Source organism: Anaerococcus sp. NML200574 (assembly GCF_026131665.1).
In the GTDB taxonomy this organism is placed as follows: Bacteria; Bacillota; Clostridia; order Tissierellales; family Peptoniphilaceae; genus Anaerococcus; species Anaerococcus kampingae.
The window spans coordinates 76,626-103,431 of sequence record NZ_JAMXSM010000003.1 but is presented as its reverse complement, the minus strand read 5'-3'; the positions used below and the strand labels follow the sequence as shown (position 1 = coordinate 103,431).

The window sequence follows — 26,806 nt, the reverse complement described above, 5'->3', positions numbered from 1 at the left end:
TTCATTTAATTCAATTTATTTATTATGTTCAATAACCATCTTTTCTACATCGCTTGTTAGTTCTTGATCAATTGCTTTCTTAGCAAATTCTTCTTCTTCAGATAAACTTGATTTTAATATAGTATCTTTAATTTCTGCAATCTTTGCAGAAGATCCAGAAAACTCATCTAGACCTAGACCTAGTAGTAATTTTGTTGCTTCTGTATCACCAGCAAAGGCTCCACACATACCTGTCCATTTCCCTGCTTCATGCGATACATCTATAACATGTTTTATAGCTCTTAAAACTGCAGGATTATAGTTTGAGTACATATGAGCAATATTTTCATTTCCTCTATCTACTGCTAGGGTATATTGGGTTAAGTCATTAGTACCAATTGAGAAGAAATCAGCATATTTTATAAATTTATCTGCCATGATTATAGATGCAGATGTTTCTACCATTATTCCGACATCTAGGTCTTTATTATAAGCAGTACCTTCTTTATCTAGGTCTTTTTTAATTTCTTCAATTAATTCAATTGATGACTTAAGTTCATCTATATTGACTACAAATGGAATCATTATCTTTAGATTTCCATATGCAGAAGCTCTAACTAGAGCCCTTAGTTGGGTTTTAAAAATATCTTCTTTATCTAAGCATAGTCTAATAGCTCTATAACCCAAGAACGGATTTTCTTCAACAGGGAATTTAAAATAGTCAAGTCCCTTATCGCCACCTATGTCTAGAGTCCTAATTATAAGCGGTTTTTCTCCAAGCATTTCAGTAGCTTCTTTATAGACTTCAAACTGTTCTTCTTCAGTTGGGAAATTAGTATTTTCCATATATAAGAATTCAGTTCTAAATAATCCAACACCATCACAACCATTTTCTATAGCAAGTTTCAAATCTTCTATATTTCCGATATTAGCAGAAACCTCTATATGCTTTCCATCTTTTGTGATAGCTTTCTTATCTTTTATAGTTTTTAGTCTTTCTTTCTTTTCAACTTGTTCTTTAATTAGACTTTCATATTTTTCCAACTCTTCATCACTTGGATCAACTATAAGAATTCCCTTATTGCCATCTAATATAGCTTTTTCTCCACCTGCAACTTTTGTAGAAACATCTCCCATACCTACTAAGGCTGGCATGTCTAAAGTTTGGGCGATTATTGAAGTATGACTTGTTTTACCACCTAAATCTGTTGCAAAACCTACCACTGCTTCTTTATCCATATTAGCTGTATCACTTGGAGTTAGTTCTTTAGAAATAATTATTGATTGTTTTTCAAGCTTAGATAAATCTTTAGGTTTTATACCTTTTAATTTATACATAACTTGGTATCCAATATCTTGGTAATCGCTTGCTCTTTCCTTTAGATATTCATCATCTAAGGCGCTCATTATTTCAACCATTTCTCTAATGGTTTCATCAAGAGCTTGTTCTTTATTTTTTAATTCATTTTTTATCTTGGATTCTATTGTATCTGAAAAATATGGATCTTGAAGTAATTCTTTGTGGGCATTTGCTATATTTATTTGTGCTTCTGTCGGGTTTTCTAAATTGCTTAGCTCTTCCACATATGAATTAATAGCATCCTTAACCTTTTCAAATTCAGAGGCTTTTAATTCTTCACTAATAGTACTTTTGTCAATTTCAATTTCTTCTCTGGTAAATAAGTATATATTACCAATTGCATAGCCTGTACTGGCTTTTAGACCTTCATATGTCTTAGTCATATGCTATTTCTCCTTTATCGTATTCTAAAAAAAGGATACTACGAAAGTATCCTTTTATAGATTTTATATTATTCAGCTAAGTTTTCTACAAATTCAACAAGTTCATCAGCGAATTTTTCATCATCATCGCCATCAACTACAAGTTTGATTTCTGTACCTTTAGCAATGCCTAGGCTCATAACGTTGAAGATACTCTTTGCATTTGCTTCTTTATCTTCTTTTATGATTGTTACTTCTCCTGGATAGTTTTTTACGAATTGTACTAATGATGCTGCTGGTCTTGCGTGTAAACCTGTTTCATTTGTAACTACTACTGTTCTTTCTGCCATTAAAATCCTCCTAAAATGTTTTTCATATTTATATTGTACTTTATTTTATGACTTTAACAATTAATTAATTTATAACTTTAGATGATTCTCTTTGATGTATTTGAGCATCTATTACCCAATCATCAACAAGAATCTCACCTTCTTGCTTTATCCTTTTTATAAGAGCTCTGATAGATATAGCTCCAATATCGTAATAAGGAATTGAAACTGTAGTAAGCTTTGGTCTATAGACGCTTGCTATTTTACTGTCTCCAAATCCAACTACTGATAGGTCATCTGGAACTTTTATTCCATTATCAACACAGTAGTTCATAAATCCAATAGCTATTTCATCATTTACGCAGGCAACAGCGGTTATAGATTCCTTTTTAATTAATTCTATAGCCTGGTCAGCCATTCTATAACCATCATCGCTTGTTATACCATCAATCCTTAAAATATAAGAATTATCAGCTCCTACTGCACTTTCGTAACCTTTTACCATTGAATCGTTAATTACATTTTGTTCCTTATCTGCAACAAATAATATTTTCTTATGACCTTGTTGAGTCAATGACTGTACTAGTCTATTTTCTTCAGATTCAAAATCAATTTTTACTGTTTTTATGTTTTTATAAGAATGATACTTATCTAGAAGTACAAAAGGAATTTTTGTTTCCCTAAGTTTGACTAAAACTTCTGTAGATATATCTTCTGTTATAATAACTAAACCTTCAACTTGTTTAGTAGCTAAAAAATCTATAGAGTTTTCAAGCTGTTTATCCTCTCCATATGAAGATGATAAGATAATATCATACTTATATACTCTACCTATTTCTTCAATACCTCTAATAAGTTGGGCCATATACTCGATACCGATGTCTTTTACAATTACGCCTATTAGATTAGATTTTCTCATTACTAAAGATCTGGCTAACTCATTAGGTTTAAAGTCTAATTTGTTAATAGCGTCAACAACTTTTCTTCTAGCCTCAGGACTTACTGGTTTTGAATTGTTCATTACTCTTGAGACTGTCGAAATTGACACTCCCGCAAGCTTAGCAACGTCTTTAATTGTTGGTTGTCCCATAACTCCTCCATTCAGCACAAAAGCCATCAATTTTGATGGCTTAAATCTTAACCTGCAATTACGTTTCTTACGATATCGATAACATCCATTATCAATGATGAATAATCAGTAATTGATGCGACACCTGCTCCAAAAGTATCGACACTATCAACAGCAGTTATTCCAACATAATTGACGGTATCTTTTATATCATCTGTTATGCTATTTACACTTGTCATAGTTTCATTTACTTTTGCTATTGCCATTTTTAGATTAGGATCTGTAACAATGCCATTTACATTATTTACTAAATCGTGTGCTTGGTTAGTTAAATCAGGTAATTTTTCAATTACTTGATCTATGTTATTTGAGTTTTTATCTAAAACTTTTTGAGCGCTTCCTAACAATTTATTCACTTTAACTAGTACTAATACTAAGAAAACTAGAGCTAGTATAGCTAAGATTGTTATGATAATATTGCCGAGAAGATTAAAATCTATCGTTACTTGCATTTATGATCTCCTTGACTTTTTACTTGTTTTGGCTTGCTTTTTTATCGTTTTCTTTTACCTTTTGTGCTGTTTCTTTAGCTTCATCTTTTACTTCTTTAGCGTCTTCTTTAACTACTTCTTTTGTTTCTGATGCTTCTTTAGAGATTTCATCTTTCTTTTCATCAGCAACTTTTGATATTTCTCCGGCGCTTTCTTTTACTATTTCTTTAACATCTTTTGCGCCTTCTGCAAGTGAATTTTTCACATTCTTAGAAGCATCTTTAATTTGTCTACCAGTATCTTTAGCTACTTCTGCGCTATATTCTATACCATCTTTGATTGGTTGAAGATCAGTATATGCTCTATATTTTAAATCTTCATATCCATCTTTTGCTTGATCTATAACATCACTGGTAGTTTCTTTTACAGTATCTACTGTATCATTAAAAGCTTCCTTGATATCCTCTCTAGTTTCTTTACCAGATTTTGGAGCGAGTAATAAACCAGCTGCAGCACCTACCAATAATCCCGCTAAGGCTCCTTGGCCTCTCATTCTGCTATCACGGTTTTTTGCTTTCCAAATTTCATATTTTATTTCTCTTTGTTTAGCTTTCGCTCTGCTTTCAATATAATCTGCTATTGACATATAATTCTCCTTTGTATTTTAGTCTTATTACTTATTACCCAAATATAAGTTTTTTAAAACAAAAAATTATCCTAAGGTGGCCCTTACTTTAAGACCTTCCCGTATGTGAAGGTGGGCAAGCTGTCTAAAATCATCTGACTTCCACTCTAAGGAGGCTTGTCATAGAAGTTAGAACTCCGCAATCCCTTATAAAAGCTGTAGGTTTAAATTGGACCTTGTCCTTAGGATAACCCTATTATAATATATTTTTAATTTTTTTGCAAGAAAAATATTTTCATATTTTATTAACAAATCCCTCAAAATCAGGATAATCTTTTATGGTAATACTTTCCTTTTTTAAAAAAACATTAAATTTTAAATAATAAGAATGTAATAAAAATCTTTCATAATCAAAATTTGAACCATATAATTTATCACCTATTATTGGGTGACCTAAGTATCTAAGAGATGACCTAATTTGATGTGTCTTACCTGTCATTATATCGCATTCTATAATTGAATATTTTTCATTTGTTTCTAAAGTTTTAAAATGAGTAATAGCAAGTTTTCCATCTTTTGCTTTGTCATGTCTTTTTGATCTCTCATCATAAGCTAGCTTTATTTTATAGAGTTTATTAATATTAAGTTCTCCTTCAACATAAGCAATATATTTTTTTATAAGATTGTTATCTTCAATTTCTTTTTGGTAAAAGGATTGGGCATAAGAATTTTTTGCTATCATTATTAGACCCGATGTATTCATATCAAGTCTATTTATAAATCTTACTTTTGATTTTATATTATTTTCCTTAAAATAATAAGCAATATAATTTGCAAGACTTACTTGTCCATTTGAGTTTACCGTTATGTTAGAGTCTTTTGAAATTATTATTAGATTGTCATCTTCATATTTTATATTCAGTTTTCCTGTCACTGCCTTATAGTCGAGTTCTTCATTATCAACCGGTACTTTTATAAGGTCATTCTTTTTTATTTTAACATTTGATTTTATATCTTGATTATTAAGTAATAATCCGTTTTTTAGCAACTTATCAATAGCCCTTTTTGAAAAATGATTATTTTTTAATAAGGTTTTTATTGTTTTTTCGTTAATATTCTTAATTTCTATATATATCATGGCTACTCCTATGTTATAATGATATATGAGAGGACATCATATGACAAATATTATAAACATTTTTAAAAACAAATCAAAATATAGTAATGCAATTTTCCACAAAACTAAAAAGATTTTTCAAAAATATGGCTATAGTGTAAGCACTTCATACGATGATAGGGCTGTTCTAAATTTGGTTATCGGTGGAGACGGAACATTTTTAAGTGCTGTACATCAATCAGAATTTTCTGAAATACCTTTTATTGGTATTAATACTGGTCATTTAGGTTTCTATCAAGAAATTGAAGTAGACATGATTGAAGATTTTGTTAAGAGATATACCAAAAATGACTTTTTAATCGAAGAGCTTACTGTTCTAGAATCTAAGGTAAACAATAGATCATTTAAAGCAATTAATGAAGTAGTTGTCAAATCAAATAAAAATCAGATTGTAAGACTTAAGGTCTTTATAGATGGTAATTTTATAGAATCTTATGCAGGGGATGGCCTAATAATTTCTACTCCTCATGGGTCTACAGCCTATAACCTATCTAGTAACGGTGCTATATTACACCAATCCTTAAATGGTTTTCAGCTAACACCTGTAGCGCCTGTATATTCTAATCTTAACAATTCCCTAAAATGTCCAGTAGTCTTACCTAATGATGCGAGCATTGATATTGTGGTTTCTAAAAGAGACAACTACCATACAATATTTATCTTTGATGGTAGGGAATTAAATACCAAAGACTACAAAATTAGGATAAAAGTTTCTTCAAAAAAAATAAACAAGCTTATTCTTAATAAAAACCACTATTGGACTAATATTAAAAATAAGCTTATGTGATCAATCAAATGATATTGTATTTATAATATCTCTTATGATATTTCTAGCTATGGGTGCTGCAGTCTCCCCACCAGTGCCCTTGCTATCTTCTATTAAGAGAGCTATAGCAAGCTTTGGGTCATATGCTGGAGCGAAACCTACAAACCAAGCATCTACATTGCCATCGCTCTTATCTGCAGTTCCTGTCTTGCCAGCGATTTGAATTGAATCTAAATAGGCTGCCGTTCCTGTTCCTTCATTTACTACTCCTACCATCATATCTCTAATTTTTTCGGCTGTATCTTTGCTAGTTACCTTAGATAAAACTTCGTTTTCCGCTTGAAATATTATTTTTTTATCTTTATTTGTTATTTGGTTCACAAGTCTTGGCTTTTGCATTATCCCATTGTTTGCAATAGCAGATGTAATCATAGCCATATGAAGTGGTGTCATCTGCGTTTTTCCATATCCAAAGCCAGTCATAGCTAGGTCAGCTTGATTAAGTTCATCAAATGGTATAATAGATTTGCTTACGTCTATATCAAAGTCATACTGTTTATTAAACATAAATTTTTCACTCGTCTTTGCAAGTTTATCTTTACCTAAATCATGTGCTTTGGCAGCAAAATATGTATTTGCAGAGTTTATAAAAGCACTTCTTAGATTAAGATTGCCAAATATTTGATCACCATAGTTTTTAATTTCGTAGCCTTGAATCTCTTGGCTACCAGTGTCTTTATATTCTTGATTTATATTATTATCTACAATAGAGGTTGCGGTTATAATTTTATAAGCAGAACCTGGCCTATATAAGCCCTGTGTTGTCCTATTTATAAGTCTACCATCGTCTGTTTGTATCAAATTATTCCAATCAGTATCAACAGAATTAGGATTAAAAGTAGGCGTTGAAACCATTGCTAATACTTCTCCAGTATTAGGTTTCATTATTACACATGCAGCCTTATAATTTGAAAGATAGGCATAAACTATATTTTGAATATGTTGATCTAAACTTAAATGAAGGTCGTTTCCCGTGTCATTTTTTACAACCATTTTTCTAAATTGGCTGAAGTTTTCATCAGATAAGGCAAGTAACTGTCTATTATATGATTTTTCTATACCAGTCTTTCCATAGGTTTTAGACGAATAGCCGGTTACACTTGCGCTTGCTAAAGGATAGTTATAAATTCTTACTTGCTTTCCTTGCCCATCATCCTGGCTATAAACCATAAGATTTTCATTTCTATCAAATATACTTCCCCTATGAATCAAATCTTCATTTAGCCATAACCTTCTATTATTAGAATTATCCGCGATTTTTTTCGCCTTAAACAGCTGAAAATAAACCAAATATAAGGCCAGTAGCATAAACAATAGGACAAATACGACCATTATAAAAATAAGTCTCTTATTTAAGGTTGATTTTGACAAAACTTTTAACCTTGAGTTATCCTTTATCCTTTGATCTTGCTCTATTTTTTTGATTTTATCAATGAATGATATATTAGAAGATCTTTTTTTCTTATTATTTTTATTATTTGACATTCTTAGACCCTCCAATGTTTACTTCTTCCCCACAATACTGCAAACATCCTAAAAGAATAAAACCTGCAAGCATTGAAGATCCACCTTGACTAATAAACGGTAGGGTTACGCCTGTAAGTGGAATTATCTTAAGTACTCCGCCTAGGATTATTAGGGTTTGCAAGGCAAATAAAACCCCTATGCAAAAAGCTAAGACCGAGTAGAACTTTACCTGTTGGGTTAAGGATATTTTTAAGGCCCTATATACTAGGATCATAAATAATAAAACAACTCCAATACCCATGAAGATTCCCATCTCTTCGCATATAGCAGAAAAAATGAAATCAGACTCAGCAACCGGCACATAATCAGGATGACCTAAGCCTATACCAGTACCAAATAGGCCACCGCTTGCTGTAGCAAAGAGGGCTTGGGTTATCTGATAGCCTGTAACATTTATATCTGACCAAGGATCAAGCCAAGTGCTTACTCTTATCCTAACATGGCCAAATAGAAAATAAGCCACTATTGAACCTATTATCATAAAGAACATATTGATAAATATTAATCTTCTATCTTTTTCATATACAAACTGACTTACTATAAGTGTACCAAAAAATATAAGCGCAGTTCCCAAGTCTTTTTGAAGAAATAAAAATCCTATAAAAACATAAATTATAAAATTCATAAAGTATCTTCCAAATGGTTTTAAGCTAATTTTATTGAAATTTGCATAAAAACTAGCTATGAAAAAGGCCAAAGGTACTTTTATAAACTCTGATGGTTGTATTGTAATTATATTTTTAATAACAATCCAGTTCTTTGCCCCACCTAAATAAGTACCGAATACAAGAGTTAGAATAAACAAGACTATTGACACGCCAGCATAAAACAAAATCAACTTATCCCAAAACTTAAATGATTTTAAGATAAAGTAGGTGAGGAAAAATAAAACCACTCCAGCTAAATAAAATTGTAACTGTCTTCTACCAAGCTTTGGGTCAAGTCTATAAATTATTGCAACACCAATTGAAAATAACATATTTACAATCAATAACAATATATTATCAGACTTTGTAAACTTATCTACTAAAAATGATACCAGCAAGGTAACTATCAATATGGCTATATAGGTATAAAAATCAATATTAGTCAAATTTTCTATATTAAAAATCATAGCCAAAGATAAACTCAAAAACTCAAATATAAATAATAAGATGTTTGCCTTAGCTCTGGAGTGTACCATTGATTTTTCTGGATTATCTAATTTCTTAAACATCTTTTTCATCCTGTTCAAATAAGAATTTTAAGGAGCCAAGTCTGATTACATCTCCCGATTTTAGTTCTATGGCATCTTCAATTCTCTCATCATTTAAATATGTTCCATTAGCAGATTTTAAATCTTCTAAAAAATACATATCCTCATCTTGCAAGATTCTAGCGTGAAACTTAGAAAGATATTTATCATTTATTTCTATTGTATTTTTCTTATCACGCCCTATTGTGTTATTTTCTCCCAAAAAATAATATTCTTGAACTTCAAAATTAAAGCCATCATATTTATTTATTAGGTTTAAATAGGCATCATGTTCCTGTTCTTTCTTAAGTGTTGTTCTTACATCGTAATATATAATTCTGATAATAGAATATATGAAATAAAAAACAACAAAAACAAAGAGATACTTTAATATTGTTGATAATAATTGATATAAAGTTAAATTTCCAAATACATTTATTGAAAATATTTTATCAATAAGATTAAAAAAGTTTTCCATATATTTAATACTCCTTGGCTATATATTATGATATTTTAATCTTAATTTCAAGTATAAAATAAAAAAACCTCAGGATAAACCTGAGGCCTTATATTTAATGGATAGAATCTATTATATCTTCCATGAATTTAATAATAGTATCTTTTTTAGCTTTTGCCTTATCCATACTTGAAGCTATAGAGTTAACATAGATTTTGATTTTTGGTTCTGTACCTGATGGTCTAAGTGTTACCCAAGATCCATCTTCGAAGAAGTATTTTAATACGTTAGATTTTGGTAGTCCAGTATCATCGTTTTGATAATCAATTAGGCTATCAATCTTATCTCCACCAATTTCTTTGATAGGATTTTCTCTAACTTCAGACATTATTCTAGCTATTCTTTCTTGACCATCTACACCTTCAAGTGTGATTGATACAACTTCGTTTGAATAATATCCATGTTCTTCATAAATTTCATTAATTACGTCAATTAAAGATTTACCTTGGCTCTTATAGTAAGCTGCCATTTCTGTTATCAACATAGCAGAGTTAACAGCATCTTTGTCTCTTACAAAATCTTTGTAGTTATATCCAATTGATTCTTCAAAACCAAATACATATTTACCTGTATTTTCTCTTTCTAGTTCGTTAGCCTTATCATAAATGTTTTTAAAGCCTGTTAGAACATCATATTTAGCAACTCCATATTTATTAGCAATCGGTGCTACTAAATCTGTGGTAACTATTGATTTTACAACTGCAGGATTTTCTGGAAGTTCGCCTTTTTCAGATAGGCCTGATAAGACATAATTTGTAAGTAGTGAGCCTATAAGGTTACCAGTTAGGAACTTATAGCTTCCATCTTTATCTAATACTTCTACAGCACACCTATCTGCATCCGGGTCTGTGGCAAGTAATAATTCTGCCTTAGTTTCTACTCCTAATTTTTCTGAATATTTGAAAGCTTTTGGATCTTCAGGGTTTGGATAACCAACTGTAGTAAAGTCAGGGTCAGGATTTTCTTGTTCTTTTACTACGTGAATATTTGTAAATCCTCTTTCCTTAAGTATTCTTCTAACTAGCTTATTTCCAGTTCCATTTAATGGAGAATAAACAACACTGATATTTTTATCTATGCCTTCATCATGGATTGTACAATCTTTGATTAGTGATACATATTTTTCTATAAGTTCATCACTTACATATTCGATTATTCCATCTTCAAGACCCTTTTCAAAGTCTAGTCTTTTTATTTCAAAAAAGTCTTGGTGATCTGCGATATAGCCTAAAATTTTGTTAGCCGTCTCATCCATTATTTGGCTGCCTTCTTCATTATAAGCCTTATAACCGTTGTATTCTCTAGGGTTATGTGATGCTGTTACCATTACACCTGCAACACAATTAAGCTCTCTTATAGTAAATGAGCATACTGGTGTTGGTTGAATTTCTTTGTGGATATAAACTTTTATTCCATTAGCAGCAAATACTTCAGCAGTAATCTTCGCAAATTCTTTTGACATATGTCTAACGTCATAAGCAATTGCTACACCACGTTTTTTGGCTTCTTCCCCACCTTCTGAGATTGTATCTGCAAAAGCTTGGGTTGCTTGAGCTACCATATAATTATTCATCCTGTTAGTGCCAGCACCTAGTTTTCCCCTAAGACCTGCTGTACCAAATTTTAAAGATTGATAAAACCTATCTTTGATTTCTTCATCATTATCTTTGATTGATTCTAGCTCTTTTCTAGTTTCTTCATCAAACCTATCATCCTTGTACCAAGTTTCAAAATTTTTCTTATAGTCCATCTGCTTCTCCTATTTTATATACATTTACTGATAGTGAATCTAAACTTAGTCCACTTTCTATATCAATACCTATATTATTCTTACCCTCTTTATCAAAAACTTTTTCAATTTTTTTAGAATTTATATCTTCTATAGATGACTTTAAAGTTTCTGCACTTATATACATGTCATTACAATTGGCATTAATGAAAATTAAATACTCACTATCTAGTAGGTAGCCAACAATTGAGTCGTCTAAATCATCAATGAACTTTAATTTCTTCCTTATGAATTCCTCACTTGTATGAGAGAATACATCTATTGACTTCCTTAAGTTTATTAGTTCTTTTGTGTAATTAAATACGTCGTAATTGGCTTCCTTCTCTTGCCAGTTGATAGCATTTATTGATAAAGGCGAATTATATGAATTTGCGTCGTTTTTCTTGCTGTTATTAAACTCGTTACCTTCGTATAAAAATGGTTTGCCAAAAGATAGCATGACTATAGCCAATGCTAATTTGACATAAGAATCAATATTTTCTGTGCTATCTAGCGATATCGATAATTTATCAAATAGGATTAAATTATCATGACAGTTAAAGTAGTTAATTGTCTCACTAGCGTCATCTGCAAAGCCTATCCTATCTTCTGAATAGTTTATTGATCCTGCTATTCCTAATTCAATTTCCTTTTTTAGTGAATAGATACCTTGAATATAGCCTCTACCGTATGAGTTTGCATCTCCCTTTATAGCATCCCTAAAAGTATCGTTAAAAACACCAAATTTATTTGACCTTTGTGCCCCCTTCCAGATTTGTAAATCAGGGCTTAAAGTAGTTCCTAAAGCCATCCAAGGCTCACCATATATTAGTATATTTGGATTAATCTTCCTAAGTTCTTTAATGGCAAGTTTAATTGTATCTAAATCAATTAAGGCCATCAAATCAAATCTAAAACCATCAATCTTATATTCCTTGGCCCAATAAAGTAAAGAATCTATTATTAGCTTTCTTACAAATGGTTTCTCACTTGCAACTTCATTACCACATCCTGATCCATTTGAAAATGATCCATCGGGATTTGCCCTATGGTAGTAGCTAGGAGCAAGGGTATTTAAATTTGAGTCTACGGTTTTGTAGGTGTGGTTAAAAACTACATCCATGATTACTCCTATTCCATTTTCATGGAAAGATTTAACCATATTTTTTGCTTCCCTTATTCTTGATTTTGGATCATATGGGCCAGATGCAAAAGACCCTTCTGGCACGAAATATAATTCTGGATCATATCCCCAATTGTAATTATCGTCATCAAAAAATGCATCGCTTCTCTCATCAACTGTTATGAAGTCATAAAAAGGTAAAATCTGAACGTGACTTATACCAAGTTCAAGAATATTATCAAGACCTGTTTTAATATTTTTATAGCTAGTGCTTCTCTCAGTAAGTCCTAAATATTTACCCCTATTAAAAACTCCACTTGACTTATCTGCTGTATAGTTTTTTATGCTCATCTCATAAATGATAGCATCATTTTCTTCAATATTTGGTATATCAAGATTTCTAAATCCTTCGGGATCTGTTTCTTTTAAATCAACCACAGCTGAATAAAGTGAATTTATTGATGCCGAATATGAATATGGATCTGTTACTTCAAATTCATCTTCTATTATATAATTATAGAAATATCCATTAAAATCACCTTCAAGCCTTAGAGAAAATACACCCATATCATCTTTTTTTAAGGGGTAAATGTCTCTTCTAACTTTTTTATAATCATCAGTTAATACTAGGTCAATCTTGTTTCTATTTGGAGCAAAGACCCTAAACTCTGTGTATGATTTATTATAATTTGCTCCTAATTTTATATCTTTTATATCTTCATAAGTTAAATTTATTTTTTCTTGTGTTAAAGTCATAGGCTTTATTAATTACATCATCCAATCTAAAATTATTCGCCCATAATATGTTTTCCAGCTCATTATTAACCCACTTATTTACATTCAAATAATCTTTTTCTATGATTTTTCTTGTATTTATTAACTCTTCCAAATCATAAAATATTTTAAAAGAATCATTATACATAAGAAGTTGATCATAGATCAATTTGAAGTTATAAGGGAAATTAGAATAGTCCTCATTTAGAAGATTATCTATTGTAAATTTAACAACTTCACTATTATAATAAAATTCATTTGCATTGTAAGAATTTTCTTTATTCATTTTTTCCAAATCTTTAAATTCTGGTCCAAACTGATAAAATGAATTCTTCTGTTTAAGATTATCTACTATGCCTCCCTTTGAAGTTAAGATATTTGACATATTAAATATAGCATTTAATATATGAAAATTCTGATTGTCTAGATTTGCTAATGTTAGATTAGTATAAATATCTGCGCTTGCTAGCAGAAATTTAACTTTCTCAACGTCCAAATCTTCAAAGAATACAATCTTTATCTTTTCCCTAATGAATTTATCTTTATCAATCATCTTCTTAAGGGCTAGGATGAATTTTATAGTTTCTTTTGCCATGAAATAACCTTCATTGGCCTTGCCTGAAAACACATAGGTCGTAGGTGTAAGTCTTAAATTGCTATTATATTTTAGCATGTAATACTTGTAGGCTATTGCTAAACAATTTAGTATTTGTCTTTTACTTTCATGCATTAGAGATATCTGAACATCTACCATAGAGTATGGATTAATTAGATCAGAAGTTGATTCTTTTGCAATTTTCGCAAGCTTACCTTTATTACTATACTTTACTTTATCCAAAGACCTAATGAAGTCCTCATTGTTTTTAAGTTTATTTATTTTCTTGATTTCTTCATAAGAAAGCGAGTTAATACCGTACTCTTTCAATGTATATAAAAGGTCTGTATTGCCGGACTCACTATATAATATCCTATCTGTCCCATAATTTAGGTAAGAATGATTTATATCATTTTTCCTACTATCAGATATTATTTTTGAAAGGTAATTGTATTTATTTGATAGATATTTATTAATATTTCTAAAACTAACACTGCCATCCTTTATGATGCTAGCCTCATTATCTTTTATTTGAAGGTATTTTTGTATCTCAAAAATCATTTCCATTATTTCAGGATTTACCCTTCTAAGCATTTCTACATCATAATTTTCAACCCCATCATCTGTAATTGAGAAGGCAACGTGATCAAAAACTATTCTAGACATATTTATAGCTTTATCCAAAGAATAGTCATATTCTTTTACAAGTAGCCTTATAAATTCTACCAAAGCAAGAGTTGGGTGTATATCATGCGAAAATATCTTTATATTCTTTTCGATATTTTCAACAGAACCGTGTTTTTTAATTTGCCTTCTAAATATATCTCTAATCGCACTTACAGAGTAAAAGTATTCTTGCTTCAATCTAAGAAGTTTTCCTTCATAAGTGGAATCATCTATATATAGAAATTTATTTATAGAGTTAATATTTACGTAATCATCATAGGCTTTTAAAAAATCACCTCTAGAAAAATCTTCGATGTTTATAGCATCTATCGCCTCTGACTTAAAAAGTCTAAGAGTGTTTACAAAACTTGCATCGTCACTTAAGATTGGCATATCATAAGCAATAGTTTTGTTCTTTCTACCATCTATATCTAATATGTAGGAGAAAGATTTCTTATGTTCCCAGTTTGACCCTTGTTCAAGCCAAAAATCAGAATACTCAACCTGTCTTCCATCTACAATTTTTTGCTTCAAATTGCCATTTTCATATCTTAGTGCATAAGCCACAGCTCTTTTATTGTGGTTGGCTAATTCATTTATCAAGGCAGAGGATCCTATTCCTATATCACCTATACCTAAATCCGCTTCCTTTTCACATGCAAGAACCTCATCAAAATCAAATCCCATTTCATCAAGGGCTTTAACAATTTCATCTTTAATTTTTAATCTATGAATGTTTCTATCGATTAATTTGCCAGGTAGGTATTCAAAACTTAGGATATAATAATCTAAATCCTTTTGGATTTTTTTAGATTTAACCCAAGTTTTTCCGATTACTTCCATCATATACCTACATAAGCAATCATAGACCTCATTAACTCTTGCATTTTCAATGTTTTTCGCATAAAGAGAATACAAAAAACTTTGTATCCTCTTTATAATTAATTCCTTATTCGTTTTCATCTTTTCTCTTAAGCTTTTATCTCTTCGTATAGTTTTAAGTATTTTTCTGAGGACATCTCCCAATCATTTCTCTGATTCATAGCATTTGTTATTAATTTTCTATGTGCATCTTTATTTGTATTATAAACATTTATAGCATTTTTAATAGAAAATAATAGCTCATGAGCATTTATATTTTCAAAGGAGTATCCTGTTCCTTCACCAGTATATTCATTATAAGGTATAACTGTATCTTTTAATCCACCTGCTTCTCTAACAATTGGTAAAGTACCGTATCTCATAGCTATGAGCTGGCTAATACCGCATGGTTCAGATACTGATGGCATCAAGTAAAAGTCACAACCTGCATAAATATCATGTGATTCCTTATCAGAATAATATATTCTTGCTGCTACCTTGTCAGGATATTTCCATTCAAAGTATTTAAACATCTCTTCATAAGTATAATCACCTGTACCTAATACTACTAGCTGAATATCTTCTTGCAATAACTCATCTAATATATACCTTACTAAGTCTAGACCCTTCATTTCGTTAAGTCTTGATACAATCCCTAAAACTGGAACGTCTTCTCTTACTGGAAGGCCGTAGAGCTCTTGTAGATAGGCTTTATTAGCGTATTTATCATCAATTGAATCTACATCATAATTTTTAGCAAGATTTTGGTCAGTTTTTGGATTCCAAACATCAAAGTCTATTCCATTTACGATACCATCTAGTTTGTAATTATATTGTCTTATGACCCCGTCTAGGCCCTCACCATAGAATGGATATTGGATTTCTCTTGCATAATTTTCAGATACTGTATTTACATGGGTGGCATGGATTATACCTCCCTTAATAAAGTTTATTGCATCATAAAATTTAAGGTCATTTTCGTTAAAGTATCTACCATCAAGACCTGCTAATCTTAGGTTTTCAGAATCAAATACACCTTGGTATTTAAGGTTGTGGATTGTAAATAGGGTTCTTATATCATCGTAATAAGGATCACCAATTCTATAATCGTTTACAAATACATTCACCATGGCTGTGTGCCAATCATTTGAATGAATAATATCTGGTTTGAAGTTTATTTCTTTAGGCAATAAGGTACATGCTTTTGAGAAGAATATAAATCTTTCAGCATCATCTCCAAAACCATAGAGCCCATCCCTATCAAAATATTCAAGATTATCTATAAAGTAATATGTTACACCATCCCATTCAAGTTGATAAACACCTGCATACTGGTGTTTCCAATCTAAATCTACATAGAATTCAGTTATTTTTTCCATCTTTTCTCTGTAGCTTTCAGAGATTTTCTTATAGAGAGGTAAAACCACTCTAATATCTACGCCTTTTTTCTTAAGTTCTTTAGGAAGGGCACCAGCAACATCTGCTAGGCCCCCTGTTTTTATGAATGGTACTGATTCACTAGTAAGAAAAAGTATATTCATTTTTAGCTCCTTAGTTCAAGTGATTCGTTTTTATTTGTTAGGTAAGGATTTGATCTATTACCAAATAACCTTACATCGTGTCCAATTTCTGTTCCCTTATCAGTTATTACAAAGTTTAGGATAGCACCATCTTCTATAGTTGTATCTTGGAAAATAATAGAATTTCTAATTATCGCTCCTTTACCAACCTTGGCCCCTCTAAAGATGATGGAGTTTTCAACTTCACCTTCAATTATAGCTCCATTTGCTACTAACGAATTTTTAACTTCGCAATTTTTAGTGTAAGATGTTGATGGCTCATCCTTAGACTTGGTGTATACTAGACCATCTTCATAGAATAGTTTATCAAAAATTTCTTTATTTAGCAATTTCATATTCGCTTCGTAGAATGAATTTATATCTTTTATTATTTCAAATTCTTTTTCTTGTCTATAGAAATCAATATTTAATTTTCCTGGATAATCAAAGATAGCTGCAAGCATTGAATTTGTACTGTTATTTTGCATAGAATGTCTTAATACTCTTAGGAAGCTATCTTTTTTCATCATTATAGAGCCTAAAAATAAATCTATTTCGTCGGTTATTCCTAAATTCACACCCACATTTTCAGGTTTTCCTTCGATGTCAGAATTTATAATAGCTTGATTTAAATACTCACCATTTTTATCTATTGTCTTGTTTGAAAAGATTAAACAATCCAAATTCTCTTCTTCCATCTTTTCCTTTGCATCATTTATATCTGGTTTTGATATATACATAGGATTTTTAATGTATACATAATCAAACTCATGGTCTTGGAAATATTTAATAGTGTCATAATATGTCTCAACTTCACTGCAAGGATGTTTAGCATCAGGATTTACTGGATTTAGCATCAAACCGCCATTTCTCCTATTTAATTCCCAGCTTTTACCATTGCCTATATGGTCTAGAGGACTTCTTAATTTACTTCCAGCATAAAGAACAACCCTATTTACATCATAATTTGCTAAGTTTGATAAAGCAAAGTCAATTATTCTATATCTACCACCAAATGGTAGCATATAATCAGGTCTATATTTACACAACTGTCCATAATTTTGTTCATTAAAATCTGAACTATATACTAATGCTACAACGCTTCCCATATTATTCCTCCTCTATGCCTTCACTGCTGACTAGATAAACTTTATCATCGTTTTCTTTGCCTATGTCTTCAGAAATCTCCATATCTTCCGCTACAACAGCATTATATATTTTAACTCCAGATTTTACCTTTACACCATTAAGTAACACAGAGTTATAAACTTCTGCACCTTCTTCTATAACAACATCTGAGAATAATACAGAGTGATTAACCTTTCCGTCTATAATACATGCTTCATTTACAAGTGTATCTGTTAGTTCTGCCTTTAACCCAACTCTATGAGGTGGAAGGTTTTGAGACTTGGTATATATTCTCCAATTATCATCATATATATCTAGTTCGTTATTTGGGTCAATAAGATCTAGGTTTGCTTGCCAGTAACTTCTTACAGTACCTACATCTTTCCAGTATCCGTCAAATTTATAAACATATAGAGGAGATCCTTGGTTTAACATTTTAGGTATAATATCATGGCCGAAGTCATTTGTAGATTCTTTATTTTCGTAATCTTCAATTAATTCTTTTCTTAATACTTTCCAATTGAAAATATAAATACCCATTGAAGCCAAGTTAGATTTTGGATTTTCTGGTTTTTCTTCAAATTCAACAATTTTATCATTTTCATCGGTATTCATAATACCAAATCTGCTAGCCTCATCCCAATCAACTTCCATTACAGCTATAGTTGCATCTGCACCCTTCTTTTTGTGAACATCAAGAAGTTTTCTATAGTCCATCTTATAAATATGGTCACCTGATAAAATAAGTACGTATTCCGGATTTACTTGATCAAGATAATTTATATTTTCATAAATAGCTGAAGCAGTTCCTTCAAACCATCTACCGCCTTCTTCTGTATAGTAAGGTGTTAGGATTCTTAAACCACCGAAATTTCTATCATAATCCCAGGCTGTACCGATTCCTAGGTGCTCGTTAAGTAGTTGAGGTTTATATTGGGTTAAAACACCGATATCCTTAATCTCACTATTGGTTGAATTACTAAGTGCAAAGTCAATAATTCTGTATTTACCACCAAAAGGTACAACAGGTTTTGCCATTTCCCTTGTCAAAGCTTTAAGCCTTGAACCTTGACCACCAGCTAAAAGCATTGCTGCGGTATTATTTGCGTTTCTCATAAGACCTCCTAGATTTATGATTTAAGTTCTTTTTCTATTTATACCCAATTTTTAAGATTATAACTAGAAAACCTTTTCTCTACTTATATTTTACATAAAATCCCTGTTTTTGACAAGACTTATATTATTAGTATAATTGTATTACATGGGGATGCCTTGGTTTCGACGTGATTGAAGAGCTTTTGATTGCAAGTCGTAAATCAAAACGTAAATTGATAATTAAATATAAACGCAAATAACAATAGCGAAGCAAACTTCGCACTAGCTGCCTAGTCAATAGGATAGCAATGAATATTAGGCTTGTCGTTGGTTTAATATTCGTTTCATAATTAAACGACAACTGATATAACAAAGCTTTGAGTTATATTTAGTACTATGAAGCTAGCATAAAAGCTTTTTGTAAGTTTTTTATTTTTTATGCGAAATCTTAAAACTTAATAAGCTTGTAGATGTCTTAAGTGAGGCTATCACGGACACGAGTTCGATTCTCGTCATCTCCACCAAAGATTTTAAACCTTGAATTTCAAGGTTTATTTTTATGGGAAAATCTTTCCAAGCACTATTTTAGGAATTTTCAAACTAAAAAACTGCTAAGGATGAGCTACATCCCTAGCAGTCTTAATTTAAGTAATAAATATCATCTGATGGTCTATTTCCAGAAAATATATTTTTATCAAGGCCCTCTAGCCTATCCATATATAACTGGAATACACCTTTCATTGTATCAGAAGTGATAAATACATTTTCCATTTTATTATAAATATCAATGGCATCAGCATTTGTAATATCATAATTGTCTATTATATTTTTTGATATAACTGTTGACTGGCTAATATTTTCTTGACTTTCCTTAAATTGTTTTAGAAAATTATCAAAGCTTTCTTTATTATCTTTTAGGAAATTATTATTTACAACAATGACCTCAGATAAATAATCTCCACTTGATTCAATATCTGAATTAGGTAAGAAAGATAAAATCTGTCTTAGATCGTAAAGATAATAATTCTTTTCTTCTATAGCCTTTGAATAATAGGGCTCAGATAAGAATGCAAAGACCTTGTCCATTTGTTTTAGATTGCTGAGTACCTCTTTCTGACTTAGGTAAGTTTCAACACTTACCTTCAAAAAAGTCTTCGCTAGACTAAGTTTTGACTCAACCATCTTATTCATTGACTCGTTCATATTTGGCATCATTATTGTAGAATTTTTAAGATCAGCAGGGCCATTTACCTGCCTATCACCTATAATATATATATCATTTAGTAAAGTAATTGCTGCAAGCTTTATTGAATGATCTGTTTTTTTGTATAAGTTTACAAGTTCATAAGCTGGTATGACAGCTACATCAAAGTCAAGTGTTTCTATTGATGAATAATCTTTGACTAGATCAATGGCATAGTCATTATTATCTTTCTTTGACAAGTCATCTAAAATTATTGATGCTGCAAAACTAGTGGTTTTTACGTCAATCTTGCTTGATACAGGTTTTTTTTCTACATTTATAATCTCTTTTTGTGTTTGCTCGTCTATCTTATCTTTTTTTAAACATGATGTTAATATTAGAAGAGGAATTATTAGTGCTATTATTTTTTTAAAGCTATTCACTTATATTTCTCCTATCTTCTAGAGCTCTTTCAAGGGTCAGTTGGTCAAAATATTCTAATTGTGAACCGACTGGAATTCCTTGTGCTATCTTACTTATCTTAATATCTCTACCTTTAAGTAAATTAGTGATAAAAAGGATAGTTGTCTCACCTTCTATTGTTGAAGAAATTGCAAGGATTATCTCTCTAATATCTTCATTATCAAGCCTTTCTAGGAGCTTATCTATGTTTAACTTATCTGGGCCTATATCATCTGATGGCGATATAAGTCCTCCTAAAACATGGTATTTTCCCCTATAGGCTCCGGATTTTTCAATTGCTATTAGGTTTCTTACATCTTCTACTATGCATAAGTATTCTTCATCTCTTGTAAAATCCTTGCAAATTGAGCACACATCATCTTCTGTTAAATTTCCGCAAATCTTGCAATGGTGAATCCTATTTTTAACTTCCATAAGGCTGTCTGAGAAGTCTTTTACACTTTTTATATCTTCATCGACTATACTCATGGCAAGTCTTTCCGCACTTTTTCTACCAATTGTGGGTAATTTTTGAAATTGCTCTATTAAGTTGTTTAATGATTCGGGTAGGATGGCCATTACATTAAACCAGGTATATTTATGCCACCTGTTAATCTGCCCATATTTTCTTCATTGAATTTATCCGCTTGGTTGTTTGCATCATTGATAGCAACCATGATTAAATCTTGAAGCATATCCACATCTTCTGGATCTACAACATCAGGATTAATTTTTATTGATGTAACTACTTTCTTGCCAGTCACTGTAGCTTCTACTACCCCGCCCCCTGCGCTTGCAGTAAATTCTTTTTCTTCTAATTCTTGTTGGGCTTTTTCCATTTCCTCTTGCATCTTCTTAACTTGTTTCATCATGTTATTCATATTTGGCATGCCGCCTCTAAAATTTCTTGCCATTATTTTCCTCCTATTTTATTATTAATTCATTATTAAATATATTTTGCAATTTCTCTATAGTTTTATCTTGATTTTTAGATTGTGTTTTTTCGCTAATATGTTCACTAACTACTTCAATATTAAAACTTATATCTTTTTCTAATAAATCTCTTAATTTTTCCTCAATCTCTTCTCTTTTGCTATCTAAAAAGAAAAAATAAAACTCGTCTTTAATATTAAGACTTAACTTTTCACCTATATACAAATAATTAAGACCTTCTTGATTAAATAAAGTATTTAGCATAGTCCCTGAACTTGCAACTATGATATCAATCAGAGCATTTTCCTGATCTTTAGAAAGCCTAATATATGATTTAGAATTAGATTTTTCTTCTGTTTTTTCATTAGTTATTGGAATATTTTCTTCATCTTTAGAATCTAGAGTAGGTTTTTCTATGCTAGATTCAATAGGTTTTATAACAGGTTTATAATTCTTTAATTTATTTTCTATTATATTATTTACCAAATCTATTATATTTGATTCTCTATTTCTTTCTAGTTTTGACACTCTGCTTTCTATATTATTAGTGTCTACTGTATCTATTAGCCTTAAAATAAGCACATCTAAGAGAATATCAGTATTAGATGAAAGTCTAAGTTTATTAGCATATTCGTTTAAGATATCTAAACTTGTTAAAATTCTTGATAGATCAATCTTATCAATCTTTTCCTGTATTAATTTAAGCCTTTCTTCATTTTCAAATATAGATTCATCTTCTGTAGTCTTTAGAATCATCATATCCCTATAGAAGTTTATTAGAGCTTCTAGAATATCAAGATTAGATTTTCCATCTTCTCTTATAAGTGTCAGAGTTTTTAAACTTGATTTTTGATCTTTTATGATAATTTCATTTATCAGCTTATCAATTTTTTTAAAATCTACAGACCCTAGAATGAATTCAACATCTTTTAGTTTAAATATTTTATTATTAAAAGATAAGACCTGGTCTAAGATGCTTAAAGCATCCCTCATAGCTCCTTTCGCCTTTCTTATAATTAAGTCGATGGCCTCATTTTCCATTTCTATATCTTTATCTTTTAAAATAATATTTATCTGTTCTTTTATTTTTACAGAATCAATCTTGTTAAATTCAAACTTTTGTACCCTCGACAAAATTGTTTTTGGAATCTTATCAATTTCTGTAGTAGCAAGAATAAAAACTAAATGTTTTGGTGGCTCTTCCATAATTTTAAGAAGGGCATTAAAAGCCTCTCTGGTAATCATATGGGCCTCATCTATTATGTAGACTTTATACTTTAGTTTAGAAGGTGGATAAATCACATTATCTTTTAGATTTCTAATATCATCTATTCTTCTATTACTAGCAGCATCCATTTCTACTACATCGAGTGTTGATTCATCTTCTATAGCCTTACAATTTTCGCATTCTAGGCAGGGAGAACCATCTTTGGGATGAAGGCAATTTATGGCCTTTGCAAAGATTTTGGCTGCTGAAGTTTTTCCGCAACCCCTTTCTCCAGCAAAAAGATAAGCGTGAGAAAAGTTATTGTTTATTAGCTGATTTTTTAAAACATTTACGACTTTATCTTGACCAAGAACTTCATCGAAGGTCTTTGGTCTATATTGTCTATATAAAGCTTTTGCCATACCTTTCCTTTCTATCTTATTTATTATACCATAGATTCTTATATTTATGGTAATATTTTCACTTTGCAATGTAGGATCTTTGGGGTATAGTAAGTTATTGTAGTATGGAGAGCTGTCCGAGTGGTTGAAGGAGCACGATTGGAAATCGTGTATACAGTTTATTTGTATCATGGGTTCAAATCCCATGCTCTCCGCCATGCACTAGACGGGGAACTAGCGGTGCCTTGTAACCTGCAATCCGCTACAGCAGGGTTTAATTCCTAGTGGAGGGCTTTTAGCAGATTAAAAGACTAATATATGCGGTGTTGATTGATAGATCTTACGCAACAGGAGACTGCGAACCATGTCAGGAGGGGAACCTAGCAGCATTAAGCAGCCACTTCTGTGTGCCGTAAGGCAACCTATCATGAGTCGGATATATTTGACACTATATTATGTTAATTGTTCGATGCTAGGTGTGCTTACATATACTTCAGACTAAAACTTTTTGATTGGTCTGAAGTTTTTTTATTTGCATAAAAAGTGATATAATAATTATATAAGAAACTAAGGAGGGAAAATTGATAGGAAAAAATTTTGAAAAGCTATTTAATAGACCTACGCCTAACTTAATGATAGATTCATCCCTTGTAGCAGTAGTTAATCAAGAAGATACTTTGCTTCATGCTGTTCTTGTTTTATCTAACTCAGGTTACCAAATAATACCGGTTGTAGATGATGATAACTGCGTAAGGGGTCTTATTTCAATATCAAATATAGTAACTAGTTTTGATAACTTATCTCTTTTTGATGAAGATAAACTTAATAAACTTAGGGTAAGTCAAGTTATGAATCAAAAGGTACCAATTGTTTTTGATAATTATAAGCTTGAAGATGTAATCTCGCTTTTAATAGATAATAACTTTGTATGTGTGACCCTTAAAAATGGATATTTTTTAGGAATTATATCTAGAAAAACTGTACTCGAGAGATTTACTCAAGTTGCTCATAATATAGAAAGAGAATATGAATTAGTTGAAAGAAAGTTATAAAAATAAACTCCAAATCTCTATATAAATAAAAGAGATTTGGAGTTTTTGAATTTATTTAATTTTGAAAATTGCAGAGTTATAAGGAGCTAACCTGATATCCTCTCCTCTTTTTATAAGCCCATTTGTATTGCCATCTCCCATATATTTTAAATCATCAGTATTTATCAATTCTTCTAAATCATATGGAGCATTAATCTTATATTCAATATCTGTAAAGTTTGTTATGACTAGTAATATTTCATTCTTATAAGTTCTCTCAAAGGCATATAAGCTGTAACCTTCTATATCTAATATATTAACATCTGAATCTGTATTACTTAAAGATTTATTATTTATAAATAATTGTGTTAAATCCTTATAAAAATCATTGAATTTGATTTGGTATTGGTCAAATTTTTCATAAGTAAATTCATCATATATTGAAAAAGTATCAAAATCTGCTAATTCATCCCCCATAAAGATAGTCTTGGTGGATTTTAAGCTGTATAAGAAGGTTAAAAGAGTCTTTAGCTGTTCAAATTTTCTATCATGAGAATACATCTTCATTGCAAGACTAGCTTCATTTACAATGCTATCTACATATGAAAAACCATGGATAATCTTATAAGTATCATTTGCTATCAAAGCTCTAACATAAGCTTGAAAATTTGCTCGATTTATAGGCTCTGTTTTAAATAATTCAATCATATTTTTAAATCTACTATCAAAAATATAATCAAAACTTAAATCTAAACCATCATAACTTCCATTAATTCCACCTATTGAAAAGGACTTATTTGCTTTAATTAAATCATTTATTTGGTTAATAAGGTCTAACCACTCTTGATTTATTCCCCTATTCCTGTCCCCTTGCCAAAAAATCATATTTTCAGCTGATGGGAAGAAAATTCCGTCAATATTTAGTACCTTAGTATAATATTCAACTAAAGATAAAATATAAGATCTTACCAATTCTTTTGTAGGGTCAAAATTTATAGCTCCAAAATAATTATATTTGATATTATCATAATCATAGTTGTATGAGTTTGTTCCATCAAATCTATCTAGATAAAGAAAGTCTGGATCAAACTCAGCTATATCAAGCTCAACAATTATTCCGATTTTTTCTTTGTGTAATTTATCTACAAATTCTTTAAAGTCTTTTAAATCTCCATATCTGGAAGAAAATGCAAAATGCCCTATAGAAGAATATCCCATTTGCTTATAATTTTTATATTCACTTATTGGCATAAGCTGAACATGAGAAAAATTATTTTCTTTGGCATGTTTAACTATTTGATCATAGATTTTGGATTTGTCCTTGTTAGATCTGAACATAGCTCCTAGATGAATTTGGTATATATTTTTAGCTTCATTTTTAGATTTCTTATATTTAAATTTATAGCCTTCATCAAGAATAAAGGATGTACCCTCATCTAGATTGATTTTTTTGGAATAAGGATCTAGTTTTTTGTAAGAATTACCATCCTTATCAATAATTTCATATTCATATTCATCAAGATTTTTAGCATTTTCAATTGTTACAGAAAAGACTCCCGTGCTATATTTACGCATAGGAGTCTTCTCCCACTTATTGAAGTCTCCAGCAATATAAGCTTCTTTTGCATTCGGTGCTAGAAGTCTAAAAATATAATCATTTGATTTTCTCTTATGAGCTCCAAAAAATTCATATCCATCCGTAGATATTCCATTTAAATAATCTCTAGTATTCATTATTATTCCTTTCTTAATAATCAGTCATAAGCTTCATAAGCTTTAATCATAGCCTGGGCTACTTCTATCATCATCCAATCTACCTTTTTAGACCAATCTTTGTCAGTTGCATAAAGTGTACCAATTCCAGAGGTAGAAACACCATTATAAAACTTACCTTCTTTATTGAGGTATTCGTTTTTTAAATGTTTTGCTACTGTATCAATAGATGCTCTATCATTTTCAAAGTCTGTAGCTTGATTGTATGGATCATAATCATAGGCATTGAATCCAAAAAGATTTTTCTTATTCTTGTAAAGCTCACTTGTACCATTTCCAGTTTCATGCTTAGCCATGGCCATAAGTAGTATTGGATTTATTTCTACATCTTCACTTACTTCTTTAAAATCCTTGCCTAAGGATTTTAGGTTTGTACCTGCAAGGCCCCACTCTAATTCTTCGGCTGTAAAATTAGTAGGATTTAAGAGATAGAAATAATTTTTTTCTGATATTTTTGCTGATCCCTTGTCTCTAAATTCTTCAAGGTCTTTTTTTAATTTATTAAATCTTATATCTCTCATATCTTTTAGATTGTAAGTTTCTGCTGAAATTTGCCTAAGACCATCAAGCAGAGAATCTTTTGTAGGCTTTTTAGCCTTATCAGCATAAGAAATTTTTGCAAAATTTATAAAGGATATGACTATTGCCATTAAAAATATAAAACTATTAAATATACTCTTTTTATATATCATAAGTCTCCTTTAATATATCATTATAATAAAATTATATCCTTAATGACCTAATTATCAAG

The 26,806-nt window shown here is 30.6% G+C and carries 23 protein-coding genes, 1 tRNA gene and 2 other RNA genes; 5 read left to right on the top strand and 21 right to left on the bottom strand.

Annotated features, from left to right (window positions below; translation table 11 throughout):
* Window positions 1–15: 15 nt before the first annotated feature.
* The 6 genes from ptsP to NH286_RS02360 all read right to left on the bottom strand — a co-directional run bounded on the left by ptsP (window position 16) and on the right by NH286_RS02360 (window position 5,353).
* Complete coding sequence (ptsP, locus tag NH286_RS02385; protein ID WP_265236582.1) at window positions 16–1,722, bottom strand: phosphoenolpyruvate--protein phosphotransferase; 1,707 nt, start codon at window positions 1,720–1,722, stop codon at window positions 16–18.
* A gap of 68 nt (window positions 1,723–1,790) precedes the next feature.
* Complete coding sequence (locus NH286_RS02380; RefSeq protein WP_265212348.1) at window positions 1,791–2,051, bottom strand: HPr family phosphocarrier protein; 261 nt, start codon at window positions 2,049–2,051, stop codon at window positions 1,791–1,793.
* A gap of 64 nt (window positions 2,052–2,115) precedes the next feature.
* The gene (locus tag NH286_RS02375; protein ID WP_106460192.1) at window positions 2,116–3,120 is read right to left on the bottom strand and encodes a LacI family DNA-binding transcriptional regulator; all 1,005 of its coding nucleotides are present in this window, start codon (window positions 3,118–3,120) and stop codon (window positions 2,116–2,118) included.
* A 47-nt stretch (window positions 3,121–3,167) separates the two neighbouring features.
* Window positions 3,168–3,611 carry a DUF948 domain-containing protein gene (locus NH286_RS02370; protein ID WP_106460191.1) on the bottom strand — a complete coding sequence of 148 codons (444 nt, stop codon included), beginning with the start codon at window positions 3,609–3,611 and terminating at the stop codon, window positions 3,168–3,170.
* Between the two features lie 19 nt (window positions 3,612–3,630).
* Complete coding sequence (locus tag NH286_RS02365) at window positions 3,631–4,236, bottom strand: YtxH domain-containing protein (protein WP_106460190.1); 606 nt, start codon at window positions 4,234–4,236, stop codon at window positions 3,631–3,633.
* A gap of 274 nt (window positions 4,237–4,510) precedes the next feature.
* On the bottom strand, window positions 4,511–5,353 hold the full coding sequence (locus NH286_RS02360; protein ID WP_265236580.1) for an RluA family pseudouridine synthase: 843 nt from the start codon (window positions 5,351–5,353) through the stop codon (window positions 4,511–4,513).
* Between the two features lie 40 nt (window positions 5,354–5,393).
* Here NH286_RS02360 and NH286_RS02355 point away from each other — a divergent pair, with 40 nt between their 5' ends.
* Window positions 5,394–6,179 carry an NAD(+)/NADH kinase gene (locus tag NH286_RS02355; RefSeq protein ID WP_106460188.1) on the top strand — a complete coding sequence of 262 codons (786 nt, stop codon included), beginning with the start codon at window positions 5,394–5,396 and terminating at the stop codon, window positions 6,177–6,179.
* Here the strand turns inward: NH286_RS02355 and NH286_RS02350 are convergent, their stop codons facing one another.
* The 9 genes from NH286_RS02350 to NH286_RS02310 form a co-directional block, all read right to left on the bottom strand.
* On the bottom strand, window positions 6,180–7,703 hold the full coding sequence (locus tag NH286_RS02350; protein WP_265236577.1) for a peptidoglycan D,D-transpeptidase FtsI family protein: 1,524 nt from the start codon (window positions 7,701–7,703) through the stop codon (window positions 6,180–6,182).
* Window positions 7,693–8,961 carry an FtsW/RodA/SpoVE family cell cycle protein gene (locus tag NH286_RS02345; RefSeq protein WP_106460186.1) on the bottom strand — a complete coding sequence of 423 codons (1,269 nt, stop codon included), beginning with the start codon at window positions 8,959–8,961 and terminating at the stop codon, window positions 7,693–7,695. The genes NH286_RS02350 and NH286_RS02345 overlap by 11 nt, the downstream gene beginning before the upstream one ends.
* Window positions 8,954–9,457, bottom strand: coding sequence for an FHA domain-containing protein (locus NH286_RS02340; protein ID WP_106460185.1), 504 nt, complete (start codon window positions 9,455–9,457; stop codon window positions 8,954–8,956). Before NH286_RS02340 ends, NH286_RS02345 begins: the two co-directional genes overlap by 8 nt.
* Window positions 9,458–9,551: 94 nt before the next feature.
* Window positions 9,552–11,246, bottom strand: a complete 1,695-nt coding sequence (locus tag NH286_RS02335) for a phospho-sugar mutase (RefSeq protein ID WP_265236573.1) — start codon at window positions 11,244–11,246, stop codon at window positions 9,552–9,554.
* A complete protein-coding gene (pulA, locus tag NH286_RS02330) occupies window positions 11,236–13,143 on the bottom strand; it encodes a type I pullulanase (protein ID WP_265236570.1) in 1,908 nt (635 codons plus the stop codon). Before pulA ends, NH286_RS02335 begins: the two co-directional genes overlap by 11 nt.
* Window positions 13,106–15,385, bottom strand: a complete 2,280-nt coding sequence (locus NH286_RS02325) for a glycogen/starch/alpha-glucan phosphorylase (RefSeq protein WP_265236568.1) — start codon at window positions 15,383–15,385, stop codon at window positions 13,106–13,108. The genes pulA and NH286_RS02325 overlap by 38 nt, the downstream gene beginning before the upstream one ends.
* 8 nt (window positions 15,386–15,393) lie before the next feature.
* Window positions 15,394–16,824 carry a glycogen synthase GlgA gene (gene glgA, locus NH286_RS02320; RefSeq protein ID WP_106460181.1) on the bottom strand — a complete coding sequence of 477 codons (1,431 nt, stop codon included), beginning with the start codon at window positions 16,822–16,824 and terminating at the stop codon, window positions 15,394–15,396.
* 2 nt (window positions 16,825–16,826) lie between these two features.
* Complete coding sequence (glgD, locus tag NH286_RS02315; protein ID WP_265236566.1) at window positions 16,827–17,951, bottom strand: glucose-1-phosphate adenylyltransferase subunit GlgD; 1,125 nt, start codon at window positions 17,949–17,951, stop codon at window positions 16,827–16,829.
* A 1-nt stretch (window position 17,952) separates the two neighbouring features.
* Window positions 17,953–19,086, bottom strand: a complete 1,134-nt coding sequence (locus NH286_RS02310; protein WP_265236564.1) for a glucose-1-phosphate adenylyltransferase — start codon at window positions 19,084–19,086, stop codon at window positions 17,953–17,955.
* Between the two features lie 147 nt (window positions 19,087–19,233).
* Here NH286_RS02310 and ssrA point away from each other — a divergent pair.
* Window positions 19,234–19,589, top strand: a transfer-messenger RNA (tmRNA) gene (gene ssrA / locus NH286_RS02305).
* A 115-nt stretch (window positions 19,590–19,704) separates the two neighbouring features.
* Here ssrA and NH286_RS02300 read toward each other — a convergent pair.
* From NH286_RS02300 to dnaX, 4 genes are read right to left on the bottom strand one after another with little or no spacing between them, the layout of a single operon-like run.
* Window positions 19,705–20,691 carry a hypothetical protein gene (locus NH286_RS02300; protein ID WP_106460121.1) on the bottom strand — a complete coding sequence of 329 codons (987 nt, stop codon included), beginning with the start codon at window positions 20,689–20,691 and terminating at the stop codon, window positions 19,705–19,707.
* Window positions 20,684–21,289: a recombination mediator RecR gene (recR, locus tag NH286_RS02295; protein ID WP_106460120.1), complete on the bottom strand. Its 606-nt coding sequence runs from the start codon at window positions 21,287–21,289 to the stop codon at window positions 20,684–20,686. The genes NH286_RS02300 and recR overlap by 8 nt, the downstream gene beginning before the upstream one ends.
* A complete protein-coding gene (locus NH286_RS02290) occupies window positions 21,289–21,624 on the bottom strand; it encodes a YbaB/EbfC family nucleoid-associated protein (RefSeq protein WP_106460119.1) in 336 nt (111 codons plus the stop codon). The genes recR and NH286_RS02290 overlap by 1 nt, the downstream gene beginning before the upstream one ends.
* Window positions 21,625–21,634: 10 nt before the next feature.
* A complete protein-coding gene (gene dnaX, locus NH286_RS02285; protein ID WP_106461111.1) occupies window positions 21,635–23,272 on the bottom strand; it encodes a DNA polymerase III subunit gamma/tau in 1,638 nt (545 codons plus the stop codon).
* Between the two features lie 106 nt (window positions 23,273–23,378).
* Between dnaX and NH286_RS02280 the strand changes: the two genes are divergently transcribed.
* The 3 genes from NH286_RS02280 (at window position 23,379) to cbpB (ending at window position 24,303) form a co-directional block, all read left to right on the top strand.
* Window positions 23,379–23,469, top strand: a tRNA-Ser gene (locus NH286_RS02280).
* Window positions 23,469–23,735, top strand: an RNA gene (gene ffs, locus NH286_RS02275) — signal recognition particle sRNA large type. Before NH286_RS02280 ends, ffs begins: the two co-directional genes overlap by 1 nt.
* A 97-nt stretch (window positions 23,736–23,832) precedes the next feature.
* Window positions 23,833–24,303 (top strand): cyclic-di-AMP-binding protein CbpB, encoded by a 471-nt coding sequence (cbpB, locus tag NH286_RS02270; RefSeq protein ID WP_106460118.1) that lies wholly within the window; start codon window positions 23,833–23,835, stop codon window positions 24,301–24,303.
* A 51-nt stretch (window positions 24,304–24,354) separates the two neighbouring features.
* Here cbpB and NH286_RS02265 read toward each other — a convergent pair whose 3' ends face one another.
* Both NH286_RS02265 and NH286_RS02260 read right to left on the bottom strand, forming a co-directional pair.
* Window positions 24,355–26,016 carry a GlgB N-terminal domain-containing protein gene (locus NH286_RS02265; protein WP_265236560.1) on the bottom strand — a complete coding sequence of 554 codons (1,662 nt, stop codon included), beginning with the start codon at window positions 26,014–26,016 and terminating at the stop codon, window positions 24,355–24,357.
* A gap of 20 nt (window positions 26,017–26,036) precedes the next feature.
* Window positions 26,037–26,747 carry a glucosaminidase domain-containing protein gene (locus tag NH286_RS02260; RefSeq protein WP_265236558.1) on the bottom strand — a complete coding sequence of 237 codons (711 nt, stop codon included), beginning with the start codon at window positions 26,745–26,747 and terminating at the stop codon, window positions 26,037–26,039.
* Between the last annotated feature and the right edge of the window lie 59 nt (window positions 26,748–26,806).

What these genes read in the sequence shown, in the direction of transcription:
- ptsP (WP_265236582.1), bottom strand. Translation starts at nt 1,722, where the DNA reads ATGACTAAGACATATGAAGGTCTAAAAGCCAGTACAGGCTATGCAATT.
- NH286_RS02380 (WP_265212348.1), bottom strand. Translation starts at nt 2,051, where the DNA reads ATGGCAGAAAGAACAGTAGTAGTTACAAATGAAACAGGTTTACACGCA.
- NH286_RS02375 (WP_106460192.1), bottom strand. Translation starts at nt 3,120, where the DNA reads ATGGGACAACCAACAATTAAAGACGTTGCTAAGCTTGCGGGAGTGTCA.
- NH286_RS02370 (WP_106460191.1), bottom strand. Translation starts at nt 3,611, where the DNA reads ATGCAAGTAACGATAGATTTTAATCTTCTCGGCAATATTATCATAACA.
- NH286_RS02365 (WP_106460190.1), bottom strand. Translation starts at nt 4,236, where the DNA reads ATGTCAATAGCAGATTATATTGAAAGCAGAGCGAAAGCTAAACAAAGA.
- NH286_RS02360 (WP_265236580.1), bottom strand. Translation starts at nt 5,353, where the DNA reads ATGATATATATAGAAATTAAGAATATTAACGAAAAAACAATAAAAACC.
- NH286_RS02355 (WP_106460188.1), top strand. Translation starts at nt 5,394, where the DNA reads ATGACAAATATTATAAACATTTTTAAAAACAAATCAAAATATAGTAAT.
- NH286_RS02350 (WP_265236577.1), bottom strand. Translation starts at nt 7,703, where the DNA reads ATGTCAAATAATAAAAATAATAAGAAAAAAAGATCTTCTAATATATCA.
- NH286_RS02345 (WP_106460186.1), bottom strand. Translation starts at nt 8,961, where the DNA reads ATGTTTAAGAAATTAGATAATCCAGAAAAATCAATGGTACACTCCAGA.
- NH286_RS02340 (WP_106460185.1), bottom strand. Translation starts at nt 9,457, where the DNA reads ATGGAAAACTTTTTTAATCTTATTGATAAAATATTTTCAATAAATGTA.
- NH286_RS02335 (WP_265236573.1), bottom strand. Translation starts at nt 11,246, where the DNA reads ATGGACTATAAGAAAAATTTTGAAACTTGGTACAAGGATGATAGGTTT.
- pulA (WP_265236570.1), bottom strand. Translation starts at nt 13,143, where the DNA reads ATGACTTTAACACAAGAAAAAATAAATTTAACTTATGAAGATATAAAA.
- NH286_RS02325 (WP_265236568.1), bottom strand. Translation starts at nt 15,385, where the DNA reads ATGAAAACGAATAAGGAATTAATTATAAAGAGGATACAAAGTTTTTTG.
- glgA (WP_106460181.1), bottom strand. Translation starts at nt 16,824, where the DNA reads ATGAATATACTTTTTCTTACTAGTGAATCAGTACCATTCATAAAAACA.
- glgD (WP_265236566.1), bottom strand. Translation starts at nt 17,951, where the DNA reads ATGGGAAGCGTTGTAGCATTAGTATATAGTTCAGATTTTAATGAACAA.
- NH286_RS02310 (WP_265236564.1), bottom strand. Translation starts at nt 19,086, where the DNA reads ATGAGAAACGCAAATAATACCGCAGCAATGCTTTTAGCTGGTGGTCAA.
- recR (WP_106460120.1), bottom strand. Translation starts at nt 21,289, where the DNA reads ATGGCCATCCTACCCGAATCATTAAACAACTTAATAGAGCAATTTCAA.
- NH286_RS02290 (WP_106460119.1), bottom strand. Translation starts at nt 21,624, where the DNA reads ATGGCAAGAAATTTTAGAGGCGGCATGCCAAATATGAATAACATGATG.
- dnaX (WP_106461111.1), bottom strand. Translation starts at nt 23,272, where the DNA reads ATGGCAAAAGCTTTATATAGACAATATAGACCAAAGACCTTCGATGAA.
- NH286_RS02265 (WP_265236560.1), bottom strand. Translation starts at nt 26,016, where the DNA reads ATGAATACTAGAGATTATTTAAATGGAATATCTACGGATGGATATGAA.
- NH286_RS02260 (WP_265236558.1), bottom strand. Translation starts at nt 26,747, where the DNA reads ATGATATATAAAAAGAGTATATTTAATAGTTTTATATTTTTAATGGCA.